This is a genomic window from Actinomadura gamaensis (assembly GCF_042652125.1).
GTDB lineage: Bacteria > Actinomycetota > Actinomycetes > Streptosporangiales > Streptosporangiaceae > Spirillospora > Spirillospora gamaensis.
Map to the genome: position 1 here is coordinate 220,706 of NZ_JBHSIT010000007.1, position 17,281 is coordinate 237,986.

Annotated in this window: 10 protein-coding genes; 2 read left to right on the top strand and 8 right to left on the bottom strand. The window is 69.8% G+C overall.

What is annotated here, in order from left to right:
- Nucleotides 1-32 precede the first annotated feature (32 nt).
- A complete protein-coding gene (locus tag ACFPCY_RS24225; RefSeq protein ID WP_378258803.1) occupies nt 33-1,370 on the top strand; it encodes a PTS transporter subunit EIIC in 1,338 nt (445 codons plus the stop codon).
- A gap of 553 nt (nt 1,371-1,923) precedes the next feature.
- On the opposite strand, the gene secA is transcribed toward ACFPCY_RS24225, so the two are convergent.
- Complete coding sequence (gene secA, locus ACFPCY_RS24230) at nt 1,924-4,770, bottom strand: preprotein translocase subunit SecA (RefSeq protein ID WP_378258805.1); 2,847 nt, start codon at nt 4,768-4,770, stop codon at nt 1,924-1,926.
- Between the two features lie 187 nt (nt 4,771-4,957).
- On the opposite strand from secA, the gene ACFPCY_RS24235 reads away from it, so the two are divergent.
- A complete protein-coding gene (locus ACFPCY_RS24235; RefSeq protein ID WP_378258807.1) occupies nt 4,958-5,293 on the top strand; it encodes an HGxxPAAW family protein in 336 nt (111 codons plus the stop codon).
- A 711-nt stretch (nt 5,294-6,004) separates the two neighbouring features.
- Here ACFPCY_RS24235 and ACFPCY_RS24240 read toward each other — a convergent pair.
- From ACFPCY_RS24240 to mtrA, 7 genes are all read right to left on the bottom strand, one after another.
- Nucleotides 6,005-7,324 (bottom strand): winged helix-turn-helix domain-containing protein, encoded by a 1,320-nt coding sequence (locus ACFPCY_RS24240; protein ID WP_378259356.1) that lies wholly within the window; start codon nt 7,322-7,324, stop codon nt 6,005-6,007.
- 221 nt (nt 7,325-7,545) lie between these two features.
- A complete protein-coding gene (locus tag ACFPCY_RS24245) occupies nt 7,546-8,214 on the bottom strand; it encodes a response regulator (RefSeq protein WP_378258809.1) in 669 nt (222 codons plus the stop codon).
- Between the two features lie 1,320 nt (nt 8,215-9,534).
- The gene (hpf, locus tag ACFPCY_RS24250) at nt 9,535-10,212 is read right to left on the bottom strand and encodes a ribosome hibernation-promoting factor, HPF/YfiA family (RefSeq protein WP_378258811.1); all 678 of its coding nucleotides are present in this window, start codon (nt 10,210-10,212) and stop codon (nt 9,535-9,537) included.
- A gap of 689 nt (nt 10,213-10,901) precedes the next feature.
- Nucleotides 10,902-12,416, bottom strand: coding sequence for a phosphoribosyltransferase family protein (locus tag ACFPCY_RS24255; protein WP_378258813.1), 1,515 nt, complete (start codon nt 12,414-12,416; stop codon nt 10,902-10,904).
- Nucleotides 12,417-12,628: 212 nt separating this feature from the next.
- Nucleotides 12,629-14,389 (bottom strand): LpqB family beta-propeller domain-containing protein, encoded by a 1,761-nt coding sequence (locus ACFPCY_RS24260; protein WP_378258815.1) that lies wholly within the window; start codon nt 14,387-14,389, stop codon nt 12,629-12,631.
- Between the two features lie 95 nt (nt 14,390-14,484).
- Entirely contained in the window at nt 14,485-16,185 is a 1,701-nt protein-coding gene (mtrB, locus tag ACFPCY_RS24265; protein ID WP_378258817.1) for an MtrAB system histidine kinase MtrB, read from the bottom strand.
- Between the two features lie 13 nt (nt 16,186-16,198).
- The gene (gene mtrA, locus ACFPCY_RS24270; protein ID WP_253871190.1) at nt 16,199-16,876 is read right to left on the bottom strand and encodes an MtrAB system response regulator MtrA; all 678 of its coding nucleotides are present in this window, start codon (nt 16,874-16,876) and stop codon (nt 16,199-16,201) included.
- Nucleotides 16,877-17,281 lie beyond the last annotated feature (405 nt).

Consider the following 17,281-nt stretch of genomic DNA (forward strand, 5'->3'; position numbering starts at 1 on the left):
CCCGCTCTGACCGAGGAGAGGAATCACCCCTGATGAGTTCCATCGCCGCGGCGGAGGGCTCGGCCGGGCGCAAGCCCTGGTCGGCGGCCTTCGCCGTCCTGCAGCGGATCGGCCGCAGCCTCATGCTGCCGATCGCCGTCCTGCCCGCCGCCGCCCTGCTGCTCCGCTTCGGCCAGCCGGACATGCTGGGCAAGGACGGGCTCGGCTGGGTCCGCGTCGCCGAGATCGTCGGCGAGGCGGGCAACGCGCTGTTCGCCAACCTGCCGCTGCTGTTCGCCGTCGGTGTGGCGATCGGCTTCGCGAAGAAGGCGGACGGCTCGACCGCGCTGGCCGCGGTCGTCGGCTACCTGGTCTTCGACCACGTCTCGAAGATCATGTTCTCGCACACCTCGCAGCTCAAGGGGAACGTGCTGATCGACAAGGTGGCCGACGGCAAGACCGCCTCGGTCATCGACTGGGGCGCCAAGAACCCCACCGACGTGCTCGGCGGCATCCTGATCGGTGTCGTCGCGGCGCTGCTCTACCAGCGCTTCTACCGGGTCAAGCTGCCCACCTACCTGGCCTTCTTCGGCGGTCGCCGGTTCGTCCCGATCATCACCGCCGTCGCCGCGCTGATCCTCGGCGTCCTGATCGGCTTCATCTGGCCGGTGTTCGGCACCTGGCTGACCGACTTCGGCAACTGGATCACCGGCGCGGGCGCGCTCGGCGCCGGCGTCTACGGCGTCGTCAACCGGCTGCTGCTGCCGTTCGGCCTGCACCACATCCCGAACTCGCTGGTCTGGTTCGTGTTCGGCACCTACAACGACCACGGCACCGCGGTGCACGGCGAGATCAACCGCTACCTCGCGGGCGACCCGCACGCGGGCGGCTTCCTGGCCGGGTTCTTCCCCGTCCTGATGTTCGGCCTGCCGGGCGCGGCCCTCGCCATGTGGCGCGCCGCTCCCCCGCACCGCCGCAAGGCCGTCGGCGGCATCATGATCTCCGCCGCGCTCACCGCCTTCGTCACCGGCGTGACCGAGCCGATCGAGTTCGCCTTCATGTTCGTCGCGCCCGTCCTGTACGCGGTGCACGTCGTCCTGACCGGCATTTCGATGGCGCTCCTGGAGGCCCTGCACGCCCAGCTCGGCTTCGGCTTCTCCGCGGGCCTCATCGACCTGCTGCTGAACGCCAGCAAGAGCAACACCAAGGGCCTCGGGCTGATCATCGGGCTCGGCGTCATCTACTTCTTCGTCTACTACTTCGTGTTCAAGTTCCTGATCGAGAAGTTCAACTTCGCGACTCCGGGACGCGAGCCGGACCCGGACGAGGCGGTCGACGCCCCCGCCGAGGAGCCCGCCACCTCGCGCAAGCGCGAGAAGGCGACCCAGTAACTCCCGGGCCGTCCCGCCACGACCGGCATCCCGGACGGCCCGACAGCGACACCCAGGCCGGACCTCCAGCCCCTTGGTCCGGCCGTCCCGAGGCCCCTCCCCACCCCCTTACCGGGGAGACGGCCTCACCCCCGCGACGGCGGGGCGCGACCCCCGCGCCCCGCCGTTCGCCTTTCACCCGGCTCATGCAGGTTGAGACCCTAGATGGCGTGCCGTCCTCCCGCGAGCCACGCCAGGCGTCCCTGCCACCCCGCAGCGCCATCGAGTTCCGCAGAGCGTCGATGGCGTTTCGGTAAGAGAGCTGGCCACTGCGCTAAAGCACCCACTTCGCACGTGGCTTCCGCCGGGCAACCGGAGGCATGCTACATCGCGTTCGATGCGGCTCCGCTTGGACGAAGCACGGCGTCGGCTGCTGGGCACGGACCGTCCGGTGGCGGCCACCGTGACCTGGACGCCCGGATCGGGCACGGCTGCTCAGAACATCCCGTACGCGCCCGAAGGCAAGCGAAAGGGCCCCGGTCGCGGAGACCGGGGCCCTTTCGTTCAGCTGCGGCTAGTTGTTGCTGGGGTCGCCGTGGCAGCGCTTGAACTTCTTGCCGGAGCCGCACGGGCAGGGGTCGTTGCGGCCCACGCCCGCGTACGGGTCGTCGGCCTCCTCGCTGTGGTGCTCGACGCCGCCCTCACCGTCGACGGTCGGAGCGGTGTACTCCAGCTTCGTCGGACGCTGCGGCTCGTCCAGCCCCTTGGCCTTGACGACCGGGTGCTCCTCGGCCTCGGCGGCGGCGGTGTCGTCGTCGCTGGGGACGGTGTCCTCCAGCGCGACGGGGTTCGCGCCGACCTGGGGCGCCGGGGGCTGGTCCTCGACCTCGACCTCGAGGTTGAAGAGGTAGCCGACCGACTCCTCCTTGATGCCGTCCATCATGGCGTTGAACATGTCGTAGCCCTCGCGCTGGTACTCGACCAGCGGGTCGCGCTGCGCCATGGCGCGCAGGCCGATGCCCTCCTGGAGATAGTCCATCTCGTAGAGGTGCTCGCGCCACTTGCGGTCCATGACGGAGAGGATGACGCGGCGCTCGAGCTCGCGCATCACCTCCGAGCCCAGCTCCTCCTCGCGCTTGTCGTAGGCGGCCTGGGCGTCCTCGCGGATCTTCTCGGCGAGGGTCTCGGCGTCGAGGTTGGAGATCTCGCCGCCGACCTCCTCGACCAGTCCGTCCACGGTGAGGGTGATCGGGTACAGCTGCTGGAAGGCCTTCCAGAGCTTGTCCAGGTCCCACTCCTCGGCGAAGCCCTCGCCGGTGGCGCCCGCGACGTAGCCGTTGACGACCTCGTCGATCATGCGCCGGACCTGCTCGTGCAGGTCCTCGCCCTCCAGCACCTTGCGGCGCTCGGCGTAGATGACGACGCGCTGGCGGTTCATCACCTCGTCGTACTTCAGGACGTTCTTGCGCATCTCGAAGTTCTGCTGCTCGACCTGCGACTGGGCCGACTTGATCGCGTTCGAGACGATCTTGGACTCGATCGGCACGTCGTCCGGGATGTTGAGGCGGGTCATGATCGCCTCGACCCGGGCCGAGTTGAACAGCCGCATCAGGTCGTCCTCGAGGGACAGGTAGAACCGGGACTCGCCCGGGTCGCCCTGACGGCCGGACCGTCCGCGCAGCTGGTTGTCGATGCGCCGCGACTCGTGCCGCTCGGTGCCGAGCACGTACAGGCCGCCCGCCTCGACGACCTCCTCGTGCTCGCCCTTGACGGCCTCCTTGGCCTTCTCCAGGGCCTCGGGCCACGCCGACTCGTACTCCTCCGGCGTGTCCAGCGGGGACAGCCCGCGCTGGTGCAGCTCCAGGTCGGCGCGGAAGTCGGGGTTGCCGCCGAGCATGATGTCGGTGCCTCGACCGGCCATGTTCGTCGCGACGGTGACGGCGCCCTTGCGGCCCGCCTCCGCGACGATCGCCGACTCCGCGTCGTGGTGCTTGGCGTTCAGCACCTGGTGCGGGATGCCGCGCCGCTTGAGCATCTTGCTCAGCCGCTCGGACTTCTCGACCGAGGTCGTGCCGACCAGCACCGGCTGGCCGTTCTCGTGCCGCTCGGCGATGTCGTCGACGACGGCCTCGAACTTGGCCTGCTCGGTCTTGTAGACCACGTCCGCCTTGTCCATGCGGACCATCGGCTTGTTGGTCGGGATCGGCACGACGCCGATCTTGTAGGTCTTGTTGAACTCCGCCGCCTCGGTGTCGGCGGTACCGGTCATGCCGGACAGCTTGTCGTAGAGGCGGAAGTAGTTCTGGAGGGTGATCGTGGCGAGCGTCTGGTTCTCGTCCTTGATCGACACGCCCTCCTTGGCCTCGATGGCCTGGTGCATGCCCTCGTTGTAGCGGCGGCCGTGCAGGATGCGCCCGGTGAACTCGTCCACGATCAGGACCTCGCCGTTCATGACGACGTAGTCCTTGTCGCGCTTGTACAGCTCCTTGGCCTTCAGCGCGTTGTTCAGGAAGCTGACGAGCTGGGTGTTCTCGGCCGAGTAGAGGTTGTCGATGCCGAGCCAGTCCTCGACCTTCTCGACGCCCGCCTCGGTGATGCCGACGGTGCGCTTCTTCTCGTTGACCTCGTAGTCGCCGGGGCCGTACTCGTCCACCTGGCCGGCCGTGCTGATCAGCTCGGCGCGCTTCAGCCGCGGGACGATCTTGGCGAACTCGGCGTACCACTTGGAGTTCTGCTCGCCGGGACCGGAGATGATCAGCGGGGTGCGGGCCTCGTCGATGAGGATCGAGTCGACCTCGTCCACGATCGCGAAGTTGTGGCCGCGCTGGACGAGCTCGTCCAGGCTCCAGGCCATGTTGTCGCGCAGGTAGTCGAACCCGAACTCGTTGTTCGTGCCGTAGGTGATGTCGGCGCTGTAGGCGACCCGGCGCTCCTCGGGCGTCATCTGCGGGAGGATGACACCGACCTCGAGCCCCAGGAACTGGTGGACGCGGCCCATCCACTCGGCGTCGCGCTTGGCCAGGTAGTCGTTCACCGTGACGACGTGCACGCCCTTGCCGGACAGTGCGTTCAGGTACGCGGGCAGCACGCAGGTGAGGGTCTTGCCCTCACCGGTCTTCATCTCGGCGATGTTGCCGAGGTGCAGGGCCGCGCCGCCCATGACCTGGACGTCGTAGTGGCGCTGGCCCAGGACTCGCTTGGCCGCCTCACGGGCGGTGGCGAACGCCTCGGGGAGCAGGTCATCCAGCGATTCGCCCTCTGCGAGGCGCTCGCGGTACTTGTCGGTGAGCTCACGCAGTTCCGCGTCGCTCATGTCGACGAAGTCTTCCTCGATCGAGTTGACCTGATCCGCGAGCTTCTTGAGCTTGCGCAGGGTCTTGCCTTCGCCCGCGCGAAGGATCTTATCGATGACTACTGGCACTCTCGGAGGCTCCTTGCAGATCGTGGGTCACCGCCGACCGGCGGCACGCACACCACACGTACGATGCCATCGTAGGCGAGACTCAGAATGGTCTAGGTCACCCTGCGACGCAATCCCGGCCCGCGTTCCTCCCTGCGACGGGGGTCCGGGACAATCATCCTGAACACTCTGAGGGGAGGGGCCCAAATTGTCCGATGAGTACGGCTCGCACGCCGGTCGGCCGAGTTCCTGGCTGGCGGTCACCGTCATCTTCGCCGGATTCGCCGTGGGCGGGGTCGCGCTCTGCCTGGGACCGCAGTGGGTGCTGGTCTGGGTCGGAGCCGCGATCATCGTCGTCGGTTTCGTGCTGAGCGCGCTCGTCCATGTCTTCTCCGACGTCGTGGTGGACGCGCCGCGCGTCATGCCGGAGATCGTGGACTACTCCGTCTTCGGCAGCCGCACCACCAAGCGCCGCGGCGGCCTGGCCGGCGAGACCAGCGGGAAGCCGGTGCTGACCGACACGCAGCACACCCCGCACGGCTGATCGGCGGCGCGCCCTCGCCCACGCGGCGTCCGCGCACGGCAGTGACGCCGTACCGGACGCGACGGCGGCGACGCACCGCTTGTCGTGGCGGCGCACCGTGTAGTAGCGGCGCATCGCGCGTCGTGGCGGCGCACGGTTTCATAGCGGCGCACCGCGACCTGGCGGCGCACCGCGCGTCGTGGCGGCGCACCGCGCGTCGTGGCGGCGCACGGTTTCATAGCGGCGCACCGCGACCTGGCGGCGCACCGCGCGTGGTAGCAGTGCCGCGCTGGACGTGGTAGGGGCGCGGTATTGCTCGCCGCACTGCTGGGGCAGCGGCCCGCACCTGCGACAGCGGCGCTGTATCGGCGCGGCCCGGGCGCTGTGTCGCCGCGATTCAGGCGCTGCATCGCGGCGGCAGCGAGGTCGTGTCGCCGAGGTGGTCGCCCGGGCAGATCGCCGTCCGGATCGTCCGGCCCGCCGGACCTGGATCCGCGTTCCTCCTCCCCCGAGCAGGGACGCCCTTCCAGGCCCCGGCGGGCCGACGCATTTCCGGAGCGGAATGCGTCCCCTCTTCTCGGATGAAGCACCGGCGATTACTACTTTTAGTGCGCGCCTGTTACTAACCGTGCATGTCATGCCGTCCCGCCACCTTGTTAGGCGCGGTCATGAATGCGCCGTAGGCGGTGAAGTCGGGTTCCGCGCTCAGTCGCTTTCGAGCGGTTTCCGGACTCAGTCCCTTTCGACGAGCGCCTTGAGCTGCGGCTCCGCACGTTCGACACGGATCGCGTCGCATCCCACCCACTCGGCGGCGCGGACGAGCGCGACGCGAAGAGCCTCGGCACCCTCTTCCAGACGGGCCGCCGACCTGGTCATACGCGGTTCGAGGGAGACCTGGCGCGCGACCAGGGTCGTCCCTTCGCGGGCCGGGTCGACGCGTCCGATCAGGCGCCCGCCGGCGAGCAGGGGCATCGTGAAGTACCCGTGGACGCGCTTCGCCTTCGGCACGTACGCCTCCAGCCGGTGGTCGAAACCGAAGACACGCGACGTCCGGGCCCGATCCCAGACCAGCGAGTCGAACGGTGACAGCAGGGTCGTGGCGTGCCTGCCGCGCGGCGGCGCGGCGAGCGCCTCCGGATCGGCCCACGCCTGGTGCCGCCAGCCCTGGACCCGCACGGGCACCAGCCCGGACGCCCCGATCACCGCGTCCACCTGCTCGGCCTTGAGCCGGTAGTAGTCGGCGAGGTCGGCGCGCGTGGCGACGCCGAGCGCCCGTCCCGCGCGCTGGACGAGCCGCGTCAGGCAGGTCTCGTCGTCCGGCTCATGCCCGAAAAGCTCGTCCGGGATGACCCGTTCGGCCAGGTCGTACACCCGCCGCCAGCCGACACGCTGGACACACGCGACCTCTCCGACATCCCAGAGCCACTCGATGCCGATCTTGTGGTCGCTCCACTCCCACCAGTCGCCCCCGGCCTTCGCGCCGCCGAGTTCCTTGGTGGTGAGCGGACCCTCGGCCTTGAGCTTGGCGCGGATCTCCTCGCACACCCCGTCCGGCACCTTGTGCCAACGGAGCCCCTTCCGCTGGTACTGCCGCCGCCGGAACGCCATGGTCGGCCACTCGTCGATCGGCAGGATCGACGCCGCGTGCGCCCAGTACTCGAACGCGACCGGCCCGACCGCCCTCCTGCCCCGCAGAGCCGTACCGGACGCGGCCGCTTCGCCGCCCAAGTCCCTTGCGGACGCCGCCCCGTCGCCGTCCGAATCCCTTGCGGACGCCGCCCCGTCGCCGTCCGAATCCCTTACGGGCGCGGCCCAGTAGGCGTCCTCGATCTTCTCCCGCGGCACGGCACCGAGCCGGGCGTACGGGACGAGCTCATGAGACCGGGCGAGCACCGAGATCGTGTCCAGCTGCACGGCGCCGAGCCGCGACAGCACACCCGGCACCCCGCCGCGCCGCACGTCCGCGCCCAGGAACCCCTGGGCTCGCAACACCAACCGCCGAGCCTCGTCCGCGCTCAGCTCCGCTTCAGCCCTGTCGGGGGAGATCGTCATGCTCACGCGGCGATCGTAAGCCACGACACCGACAAAACTCACACGCCGGTGTCGCACGCCTCACGACCCGTCCGCCCCGGCCCAAAACGGGGGCACGCCGCTTCACGTCCTCCGAGGCGTCGGCGCCTCGCCGCCCGAGTCCATGCTCACGGGCTTCTCGGCAGCCGCCGCTCCGCCCCGGCTCACAACCGCAGCGCACCCTCCGTCCCTGTGGGGACGGATCAGGTGATCTCCAGAAGCTTCTCCCGGACGGCGTACACCACGGCCTCCATCCGGGAGTGGAGCTGCAACTTTTCCAGAATGTTCCGGACGTGGTTCTTCACGGTGTTCTCGGAGATGAACAGCTCCCGGGCGATCTCCCGGTTGCCGAGCCCGCGCGCGACGAGCCGCAGGACCTCCATCTCGCGATCGGTCAGCCGCGGCGCCGGAACCTGCTGCGTCCGCTCCTCGCTCCGCTTGGCGAGCGCGGCGAACTCGGTGATCAGCTTGGACGCCATGGACGGGCTGATCAGCGACTGCCCGCCGTACACGGCGCGCACCGCCTGCGGGACCTCGTCGATCGAGATCTCCTTGAGCAGGTAACCGCTGGCCCCGGCCTTGATCGCCTCGAAGAGGTCCTCCTCCTCGTCGCTGATCGTCAGCATGACGATCTTCGCGCTGGGCGCGGCGTCCTTGATCGCCGTGCAGGCCTCGATACCGCTGCGCCGCGGCATCCGGATGTCCATGAGGACGACGTCGGGCAGCAGATCACCCGCCATCTGGACGGCCTCGTGCCCGTCCCCGCCCTCGCCGATCACCTCGATGTCGGGTTCGGCCTGGAGCACCATCTCCAGCCCACGCCTGAACAGGGCGTGATCGTCCACGATCAGTACCCGGATCGGATCCCCCACCTGCGCATCCTCTCCCTGCGCACCACCGGCGGCCGTTGCCGCGCCCGCAGGCGCGGAACCACCGGCCGGACCGCCACTTCCACCGCCGGCCGAAGCGCTGCCGCCCCGTCCCGCGGCCCCACTCACCGATCCCCCGGAGACCATGACCCGAGGGACCGGACCCCTCCGGGCCACCGGCCCGGAGGAACCACTGGCCGTGCCACCGGCACGGACCGTCCGGGCCGTACCGACCGCGTTTCCGCGGGAGCCCATGCCCGCACCGCCGGCCCGCACACCACCGCCACCGCCGAGCTGCGCGCCGTCGGCCCGCGCTCTGCCGCTCCCGTCGCCCACGCCTCCGGCCCGCGGTCCGTCGACCCGCGCACGACCGGTCGCTCCACGACCGTCCACCACCCGCTCACGACCATTCAAGACAGGGCCATCGGCCTCACGGTCGGCCAACGCCACACCAACCGGCGCCCACTCGTCCAACGTACGAGCGCCCGCACCAGATCCCTCAACCCCAACGCCGATTCCCCGCAGATTTCTCGCTCGGCTCCGCCGCCCGTACCCCCCAGTCCCCGCCGCGCCCGCTCGCAGCCTTCGCCCGAAAGCAGCTACCTCCCGCGAGTCCTCCCGCAGAACTACGCTCGGCCGTTCCAGCCCCGGGATCGCGCTCGCCGAAACCCGGGCAGCGTGCACACCTTCAAAGGCGTGAACCCCACCTTGCCCACGCAGCCGAGGCACGCCCGTGCGTCGAGAGCCTTGAACACCCTGGCCCCACAAGCTCTCAGCCACAGCCGGACGCGACGTCCTCACGGGAACAGTCGCGCTCTTCGAACAGCCAGCCCCCTCCACGGACGCGGGGGGCGGGGAGATCGGCGAGGTTCGGATGGGGGCAGGCGTTCGGGGTTCTAGGCGCGGTGTCGCGCTGGAAGGCGGGGGTGCTGGGCGGGGAGGCGTCGTGCGGCGGGGAGTCTTCGCGGGGGGCTGGGGGGCGGGGTCGGTCGAGCGCGCGAGGGCAGGGCCGGGGCTGGGCCGGGGTGGGGGCGCGGGGGCGCCGCGAGCCTCGGGGTTCTCGCTCACCAGAGTCGCGGCGTGGAGGTGAACGCCGCTTCCCCCCTTCACTGTCAGTGATCCGGGTCAGCCGGAGGCCGGTGTCGCCCCCGAAACGCTTGGCGTGGCGGCGGCCGGACCGGCGGCGCGGCACGGCCCCGGGGGCCATGCCGCGCCGTCGCCCCGAGCGCGGCGGGCGGTCCGTACCGCCGCCGTCACGGCTTGCTGGCAACGCCTTTCTAGATCATGACATGATCCGGGCGGTGACGTGACGCAAGTGCCACATCACTCTTCGACAAGTCGGATGACTCCGTAGTCCCAGCCCCTTCGCCGATACACCACCGTCGGGTAGTTGGTGGCCTTGTCACGGAACAGGTAGAAGTCGTGGCCCACGAGCTCCATCTCCAGAAGGGCCTGTTCGATGCCCATGGGTTCGGACTTGTGGAACTTCTCCCGGACGACGACGGGGCCGTCGCCGTCCATGGGGATCGGTACGAGGTTCTCGTCCAGTGCCGTCGCCACGGCCTCGTAGCCGTCGGCCTCCGCCTGCGCCACGCCGGACCGGTCCGGCTCGTGGGCCGGGGCGGCGGCCGCCTCGACGGGGAGGTTCTCGGGCAAGGGCTCCATCGCGGCGAGCTTGGCCTTGCTCCGGCTGCCGTGGTGGACCTTGCGGCGGTCGCAGTCACGGCGCAGCCGCGCCTCGAGCTTGTCGAGGGCCAGGTCGAGCGCGCCGTACCGGTCGTCCGCCGCGGCCTCCGCGCGAATCACCGGGCCGCGCGACCGGATGGTCAGCTCGACCCGCTCTCGTTGGTCGGCCAGGCGCGGGTTGCGTTCCTGCGACACCTCCACATCCACGCGGATGACCTTGCTGTTCAGCCGCTCGATCTTGGCGAGTTTGGTGTCGACGTGCTGCCGGAACCGATCGCTGACGTCGGTGTGCCGGCCCCTGACGATGATGTCCACGCGGGACCCCCCTTCTCCCGGTTGCGAGGTTCGCCCGGACGGAGGCCCGAAGCCTCCTCCGGACGCCACAGCTCGGTGGGTCGCACCCGCCCGGCCGACCTGGTCTTCGTCCCCACATCCGCCTGCTGAGGGGCTCGCGGCTCTCTCGCCACTACTGCCCTTCTCCCGTTTCGGGGGATGTCGGATCCCCCGGCGGGGCAGGACTTACCTCTAAGGCGCACCGTGATCGGTCGACGAGAAGTCGCCTTACGTGGGCCGTTTCGCCTGCGCCTGGCATCGGCTAGCCGGACCGCATCCCGCGCTCGCGACGAGCGCTGCGATCCGACGCAACCACGGACCCGGGCGGGTGCCATGTCAGGAACGCTAACCCCTTACGCCACGAATGTCAGGGGGGTGAACGGAGGAAAAACTCACGGACGGTCATCGAGGCACCCCCGAACCGGGGTCCGCAGAGGTCTCCGGAGGCCCTCGACGCGCTGCGCATCCCTGTGCGCACAGGGCTTCCGGCAGATCATCCTTCCGCAGGTCAGCGCCTTGCCCCCGACAGGCGGCTTGACAAATATCTACCTACCTCATGACCCACCGTGACCGTTGAATCCGCAATCAAAGCGACTCCCTCCAACAAGCCGGACAGACTGCCGTCACGGTCGGTAACTACCTGACGTGCCCAACGTCTCCCATGAAGAAAGTCACCCTCGTCCCAGGAACCTGCGTGGTGTCGCCGCGACCGTCGCCGCGCCCACGACCTCCGCGCCCGCCTGCCGGAGCACCCGCACCGCCTCCGCCAGCGTCGCCCCGGAAGTCACCACGTCGTCCACGACCACGACCCGCCATCCCGCCAACGGCCCGTCCCGTTCGAGACACTCTCCCCGCCTCACCGCTCCCTCCGTGACCTGGTCGCTTCCGGGAGCGGTCCTGGATAACTCCCAGTCCGACTGCGACTGGGTTCCGGCGGTCCGGGAGGGGAACGGCTCGGGCCTTTCGCATCCGCTGGCTGCTTCGGCCCCATGCCATGGTGGCGTCAACGGCTCGTACGCGCGGGAGGTTGCCGGTTCACTTGTGCGGTGGTGGGGCGGATCGCCGTTGCCACCCGCGGGCGGTGTTCGATCCGCCACCCACACCCCATCGTCTTCCTTGCCCTCACGCGCGAACCTCATCGGAAACGGTGTTCTGCCGTCGGATGATGTCGTCACAGGTTTCTCGTTCGGACGCGGACTGGGACCCTCATCTGAGGTGGGGCCCGCTTGCGAAGCGCACAAGTTGCCGCCCTGGACGCCCTGGACGCCCTGGCCACCTTGGACGCCCTGGGCGTCCAGCCGTACGGCCGCCGCCTCCGCAGTCCTTCCGGGGACGAGGTCGCCGTATTTCATCCGCAGGAGGCGGATCTCGCGGCGCGACAGAGCCATCGCGCCGGTCATGTTGGCTTTGCGTTCCGTCCGCCCCAGCCCTGCCTGATCGGCGACGGCTCGCCGGTGACGGAGCAAGGGCGCGCCGAGCACCGGGAAGCCCTCTGCCCGGAGCTCCCGGACGGCGACGGCGGTCATGCGCCGGGTCGGATCATGCCCGCGCTTTCGCACCGAGCGGGCCGCCGAGGGCACGGGCACAACGATCACCGGCTCGTCGCTCTGCCACCAGAGCACCGCGCCCTCCGACCGCCTCACGAGCGGCCGCTCCCCGGCCGTTCCGACATGACCGGCCTGCCTGCCGGCCCCTTCGGGCTGTCGGGAGATCGAGCGGGTCAGGCGCTCGTCCGACGAGCGCCCAGGAGTCAGGCGGTTGAGGGTCGAGGGGTCGGCGCTCCCGTCCCCAGCAGGCCGGGATGAGGGCTTGTTGGGCGGATCGAGCGTCCGGGCCGGGATCGGGCCGGTCGGCAGCCCGGCATCGCAGGGCGCGCCGACCGTGGGCGGGAGCTCCGCGTCCAGCGAGAGGACGGCCTTGATCGCGGCGGCGAGAGCGCGGCCGAGCGGACGGGCCAGGCCGGTGCGCCCGGCTTCTTTGTGCGCGGCGATGAGAGCCCGCACAGGGCCTTCGTAGGACGCGACGGTCCAGATGGGCGGGTTGAGGCTCGCCAGGCTGGCTGCGGGCACAGGACGCGCCGGGAGCGCCAGCCGAGCGGCGCAGGACGGGCAGAGGAGGCCGCGGGCCGTCCGGCAGCCGGCACAGCGCTGCGGCAGCAGCAGGTCGAGAAGATCGCGTACGAACATGCATTCGACGATGCCGCCAGCCGCACCTCCCCACCAGCCGAACGGCGTTCTGTGGATAACTCGACGCAATCAGCGTTCAGGCAAGCTTCGACATGCGGAAACGCAAGTCCACGACCCGCGCTCGCGGCCGAACTCAGCGCTCCCCCGATCACCCGAACAGCCGCAGGCTTTGCCGACCGGCCGGCCGCATCACGCGCGCGCGGGGTGGCTTTTCAGTACGCGTAGGTCGGGTCGCTGCCGGGGATGCTGCACGCCCATTCGCTGTCCCGGTCCCGGAAGGCGGACTGGCGGCAGACGAGCGACTGACCCGAGTTCTTCGTGCCGATGAGCACGGGCGCGTTCGGAGTCGCGGTGATGCTGACGGGCTCTCCCAGCGAGCCGACGCCCAAGGACGTGACCGCGGAGCCGTCCACCGGCATCAGGTAGGGCAGCACCTGGGTGTTGTCGGACTTGCGGCCGAGGACCGCGAGGGTGTCGTAGTCGCGCCAGGCCAGGTCGTCGGTCTCGGTGAGTTCCGAGCTCACAGGGACGAACGACCCGGCGTCGACCTGGTCGCCGTTCTTGGCGATCCGGCCGATCTGCACCTGCTTCCGGCCGTCGATCTTGGCGATGACGGCGACACGGACACCGTCCCGCGCGACCTGGAGGGCATAGATCTCGCGCCCGTCGAGGCCCCAGTGCGCGACCTGTTTCATCGGTTTGCCCGGATCCTGCTTCCAGAGCATGGATTTGCCCGGACTCGTCTCCACTGTCCAGAGGGTGCCGTTCCGGTCCCAGCAGGGCGGCGTGAAGCGGCCTTCCGGATCCTGGGCCGTGCGCAGGACGCGGGGGACGGCGTTCGAGGTCATCGCGGTGACGAGCAGTTGCTTCGCGTCGGGGCTGAGCCCGGCGGCCTCTCGCAGGTCAGGGGAGACGGCCGGACGGAGGATGCGTCCCGGTGCCCTGGTGGTGACGGGTATCGGGAAGTTGTTCCGCACGGTGGACAGGTGCCCTGCCGCACCGATCGCGTACACGCGATGGTCGTCGCTCGTCGGACCGTCCGGAGTGTTGGCCTGCCAGTCGCGGAGCGTCTGAATCTGGCTTTTCCCAGGAGGCGTGACGATCCCGCGGCCTTCGATGCGGAGCCGCCACTGCTTGATCTCCGACAGCGGTCCCAAGCTCCAGGCGAGCTGGGCGGACATGCGACCGACGTCTCCATCGGCCGCGTCCTTGCTGAGATCGACGGTCACGACGTCCTTGTCCTGGGTCAGCCCCAGCAACCGGGTTCCGTGCGGGAAGTAGCTCTGGACGGCGCCTCTGAGCCAGGACGTAGGGCCGGCGATGACCGCCTGTACGACTCGCTGAGGGAGGTCCTCCCGGTTCACCAGGGGCAGGAAGACTCCATTGGGCACAAGCGTGTGCCTGTCGGGAGCGAAGTAGTAGAGGTTGAACGTACGGAAGACCTGCTCCACGTCGTTTTTGGTGAGCAGCATCGTCTGGCCCAGCGTGTCCGGTAGGGCGGAGATACGCCACTGGTGCTGAGCGTTACGCGTGACCTGGTAGTCGGCTTGGACGGACTTGGGGAACGCCGTGTACTGGCCGTCCGGCGTGATGATGCCCAGCTGGTAGCCGGTGACCCTGACCGTCACCTGGTCCCCGGACCCGATGACCTTCGGTACCGGGCGGTCGGCGAGCACCGCTACGGACGGCCTGGGGCCCGGACGCCAGCCGTTGGCATTGGCCAAGTACTCCTTGGCGACCTTGTGGTCGTCGTCGAAACTGGCCGATGCCGCCAGGAAGCCCGAAACGATGTCTTTCGCGGACCAGTTGTTCTGTGGGGTCACCGGGATCACGCGCACGTACGATTCGTCCGCCTGCTCCGAACGTTCCTGAGCTTTGACGGATGTGACGCGTCCGCCACCCGGCATCGCCGCACAGCCAGCCGCTCCCAGCGCCAGCATCGCCGCCGTAGCGACGGCCGCCGGAGCCTTCAACGCTCCGCTGAACCGTCGTGAAGGGCCGTCCGAGCATCTGCGCACAGCGGAAGCCTCCGAAGCCGCATGGGTGGTTCTCGGGCGATGGACCGCCATCAGTCCCCCGCCTCCAGCTCGGCGAAGAGGGGACGCCCGCCGGCGCCGGGAGGCACGAGCGGGAGGGGCGATCCCCTCAGCTCGTCCCCCGCGTTACGCGGGAGCGAGAGCCGGAACTGGGAGCCCTGCCCCGGCTCGCCCCACGCCTGAAGCCAGCCGCCGTGGAGCTGGGCGTCCTCCTTGGAGATCGAGAGGCCGAGGCCGGTGCCGCCCGTCGTGCGCGCGCGTGCGGGGTCGGCGCGCCAGAAGCGGTCGAAGACCATCTGCCCTTCGCCCGGCTTCAGCCCGACGCCGTGGTCGCGGACGGTCACGGCGACGGCGTCCCGGTCGGCGGCCACGGACACCACGATGTCCTCGCCTTCGCCGTGCTCCACGGCGTTGACCAGCAGGTTCCGCAGGATGCGTTCGACACGGCGCCGGTCCACCTCGGCCATACAGGGCTCGCCCGGCAGTTGCAGGACGACCTTGGAACCCTTGCGCTCCGCCAGCCCCTGGACGTCCCCCACCGTGCGCAGCACGAGGTCGCGCATGTCGAGCGACTCGGCGTCGAGCGTCGCGGCTCCGGCGTCGTGACGGGAGATCTCCAGCAGATCGGCGAGAAGGGACTCGAACCGCTCCAGCTGGCTTTGCAGGAGTTCCGCCGAACGCCCCACCGCCGGATCGTCGAACGTGTCGCGGTACTCGTACAGCATGTCGGCCGCGATGCGGATGGTCGTGAGCGGCGTACGCAACTCGTGGGAGACGTCCGAAACGAACTGGCGCTGAACCTGGGAGAGGTCTTCCAGCTCCCGGATCTTCTCCTGGAGGTTGGCCGCCATGTCGTTGAACGACTTGGCGAGCCGCGCGAGGTCATCCTCCCCGCGCACGCGCATGCGCTCTTCCAGGCGTCCGGCCGCGAGTCGCTGCGCGCCCTGCGCCGCGAGCCGTACCGGAATGACCACCTGGCGGGTCACGAGGGACGCGATGGCCGCCAGCAGCAGGACCAGGACGACCCCGACCCCGGCCAGGGACCGGCTGACGATCGTGAGGGTGTGCTGCTCCTGCGTGAGCGGGAACAGGTAGTACACCTCGTAATGACCCGTCTTGCCCGCGACGATCAGACCCCGCTCAGAGGCCCTGTGGCCGGTGTAGGACAGCTTGCCGTACGTGTACGCCCGCGTACCCGTCGTGCCGCTTCTCAGCTCGTCTCTGAGCCTCTGAGGGACGCTCTGGGCCCGAAGCTCGTTGGTGGCGTACCCGTCGATGTAGGTCTGCGTGGTGTCTCGGACGTAGACCTCGTAGAGCCCGGACGGTCCGCTCCGCGACTTCAGCCCGTTGGCGGCGCTCCGGAGCCGGTCGCCGCTGTCGTTGGACACCCCGACGTCCCGCTGGAGGCTCGCCAGCCCCTCGTCGAGCTGCGCCAGAGCGGCCCTGGTCTTGCCGTCCATCAGCGCGGTGGTGATCTGCTGCATCAGGAAGAACCCGAGGATCGCCACCACGATCGCCGAGATGAACAGCGTGGAGGTGACCACGCGGACCTGGATGGACCGCCTCCAGCGCGCGTACGCGGCCCTCGCGACGCGCCGCGTGATCCGCCGGACCCGGCCGAGCCACCGCCGGACCGGCCGCCACACCACGCGCCGGACCCGCCCGGCCGTTCCGGGAACGGCTGCGGGCGGGGCTGCGGAGGCGGCGGGGGCCGCGGGGGCCGGAGGGGTCATCGGCGGGCAGGCGTCAGGCCGGGCCGGCCTTGTAGCCGACCCCGCGCACGGTCACGACGATCTCGGGCCGCTCCGGATCCTTCTCGATCTTGGCGCGGAGCCGCTGGACGTGCACGTTCACCAGGCGCGTGTCCGCGGCGTGCCGGTAACCCCAGACCTGCTCCAGCAGGACCTCGCGGGTGAAGACCTGGCGCGGCTTGCGCGCGAGCGCGACGAGCAGGTCGAACTCCAGCGGGGTGAGCGGAATGTGCTTGTCGCCCCGCTTGACCGAGTGTCCGGCCACGTCGATGCTGATGTCCCCGATCTGCAGGGTCTCGGGGGCGGGCTCGTCCGTGCGGCGCAGTCGCGCGCGCACACGAGCCACGAGCTCCTTCGGCTTGAAAGGCTTGACGATGTAGTCGTCCGCGCCCGATTCCAGGCCCAGGACCACGTCCACCGTGTCACTCTTCGCGGTGAGCATGACGATGGGCACGCCGGACTCCGCCCGGATCTGGCGGCAGACGTCGATGCCGTCCGCGCCGGGGAGCATCAGGTCGAGCAGGACCAGGTCGGGCCGGGTTTCCCGGAACGCCTCCAGGGCCTTGTCGCCGTCGTGGACGAACGACGGCTCGAAGCCCTCGCCCCTCAGCACGATGCCGAGCATCTCGGCCAGCGCGAGGTCGTCGTCGACGACCAGTACACGTCCTCTCATGGCCCTCATCGCTACAAAGTCGGGATCGGGTGGACTGCGCGGAGGCCGCCGAGCGGCCACGCCACGCCGGGTAGAGGTATGTCCTGGCGTGCAAGGTTACCTGTCTTTGCCGAATACATGACCCCTCCCACGTCGCGCTTCGCCGCCCGGTGGCACCGGGCGGAGGACGTCCCTGAACGGCTTTAGAGTCCGCCATACCCGCTTCGCGGCCCCGCACAGAGGCCGGATTTTAAACAGGGACTCCCGAAGGGCACCGAGGGTTGACTGTATTCGCATGGTCATCGTCCGGGATGGGACTTGCTCATGCGCGCGTGCCCCGTTCGCCGCTTCATCGGCCCGGTCATCCACTGCGGCGCCATCCGCGCCATCGCGCTCGTCCGCCCGCGTGCGCGCGGTGCCCGCGTG

Bases quoted from the DNA above. Each gene is read 5' to 3' on its own strand.
- ACFPCY_RS24225 (WP_378258803.1), top strand. From the start codon at position 33: ATGAGTTCCATCGCCGCGGCGGAGGGCTCGGCCGGGCGCAAGCCCTGG.
- ACFPCY_RS24240 (WP_378259356.1), bottom strand. From the start codon at position 7,324: ATGACGATCTCCCCCGACAGGGCTGAAGCGGAGCTGAGCGCGGACGAG.
- ACFPCY_RS24255 (WP_378258813.1), bottom strand. From the start codon at position 12,416: ATGTTCGTACGCGATCTTCTCGACCTGCTGCTGCCGCAGCGCTGTGCC.
- mtrB (WP_378258817.1), bottom strand. From the start codon at position 16,185: ATGACCCCTCCGGCCCCCGCGGCCCCCGCCGCCTCCGCAGCCCCGCCC.
- mtrA (WP_253871190.1), bottom strand. From the start codon at position 16,876: ATGAGAGGACGTGTACTGGTCGTCGACGACGACCTCGCGCTGGCCGAG.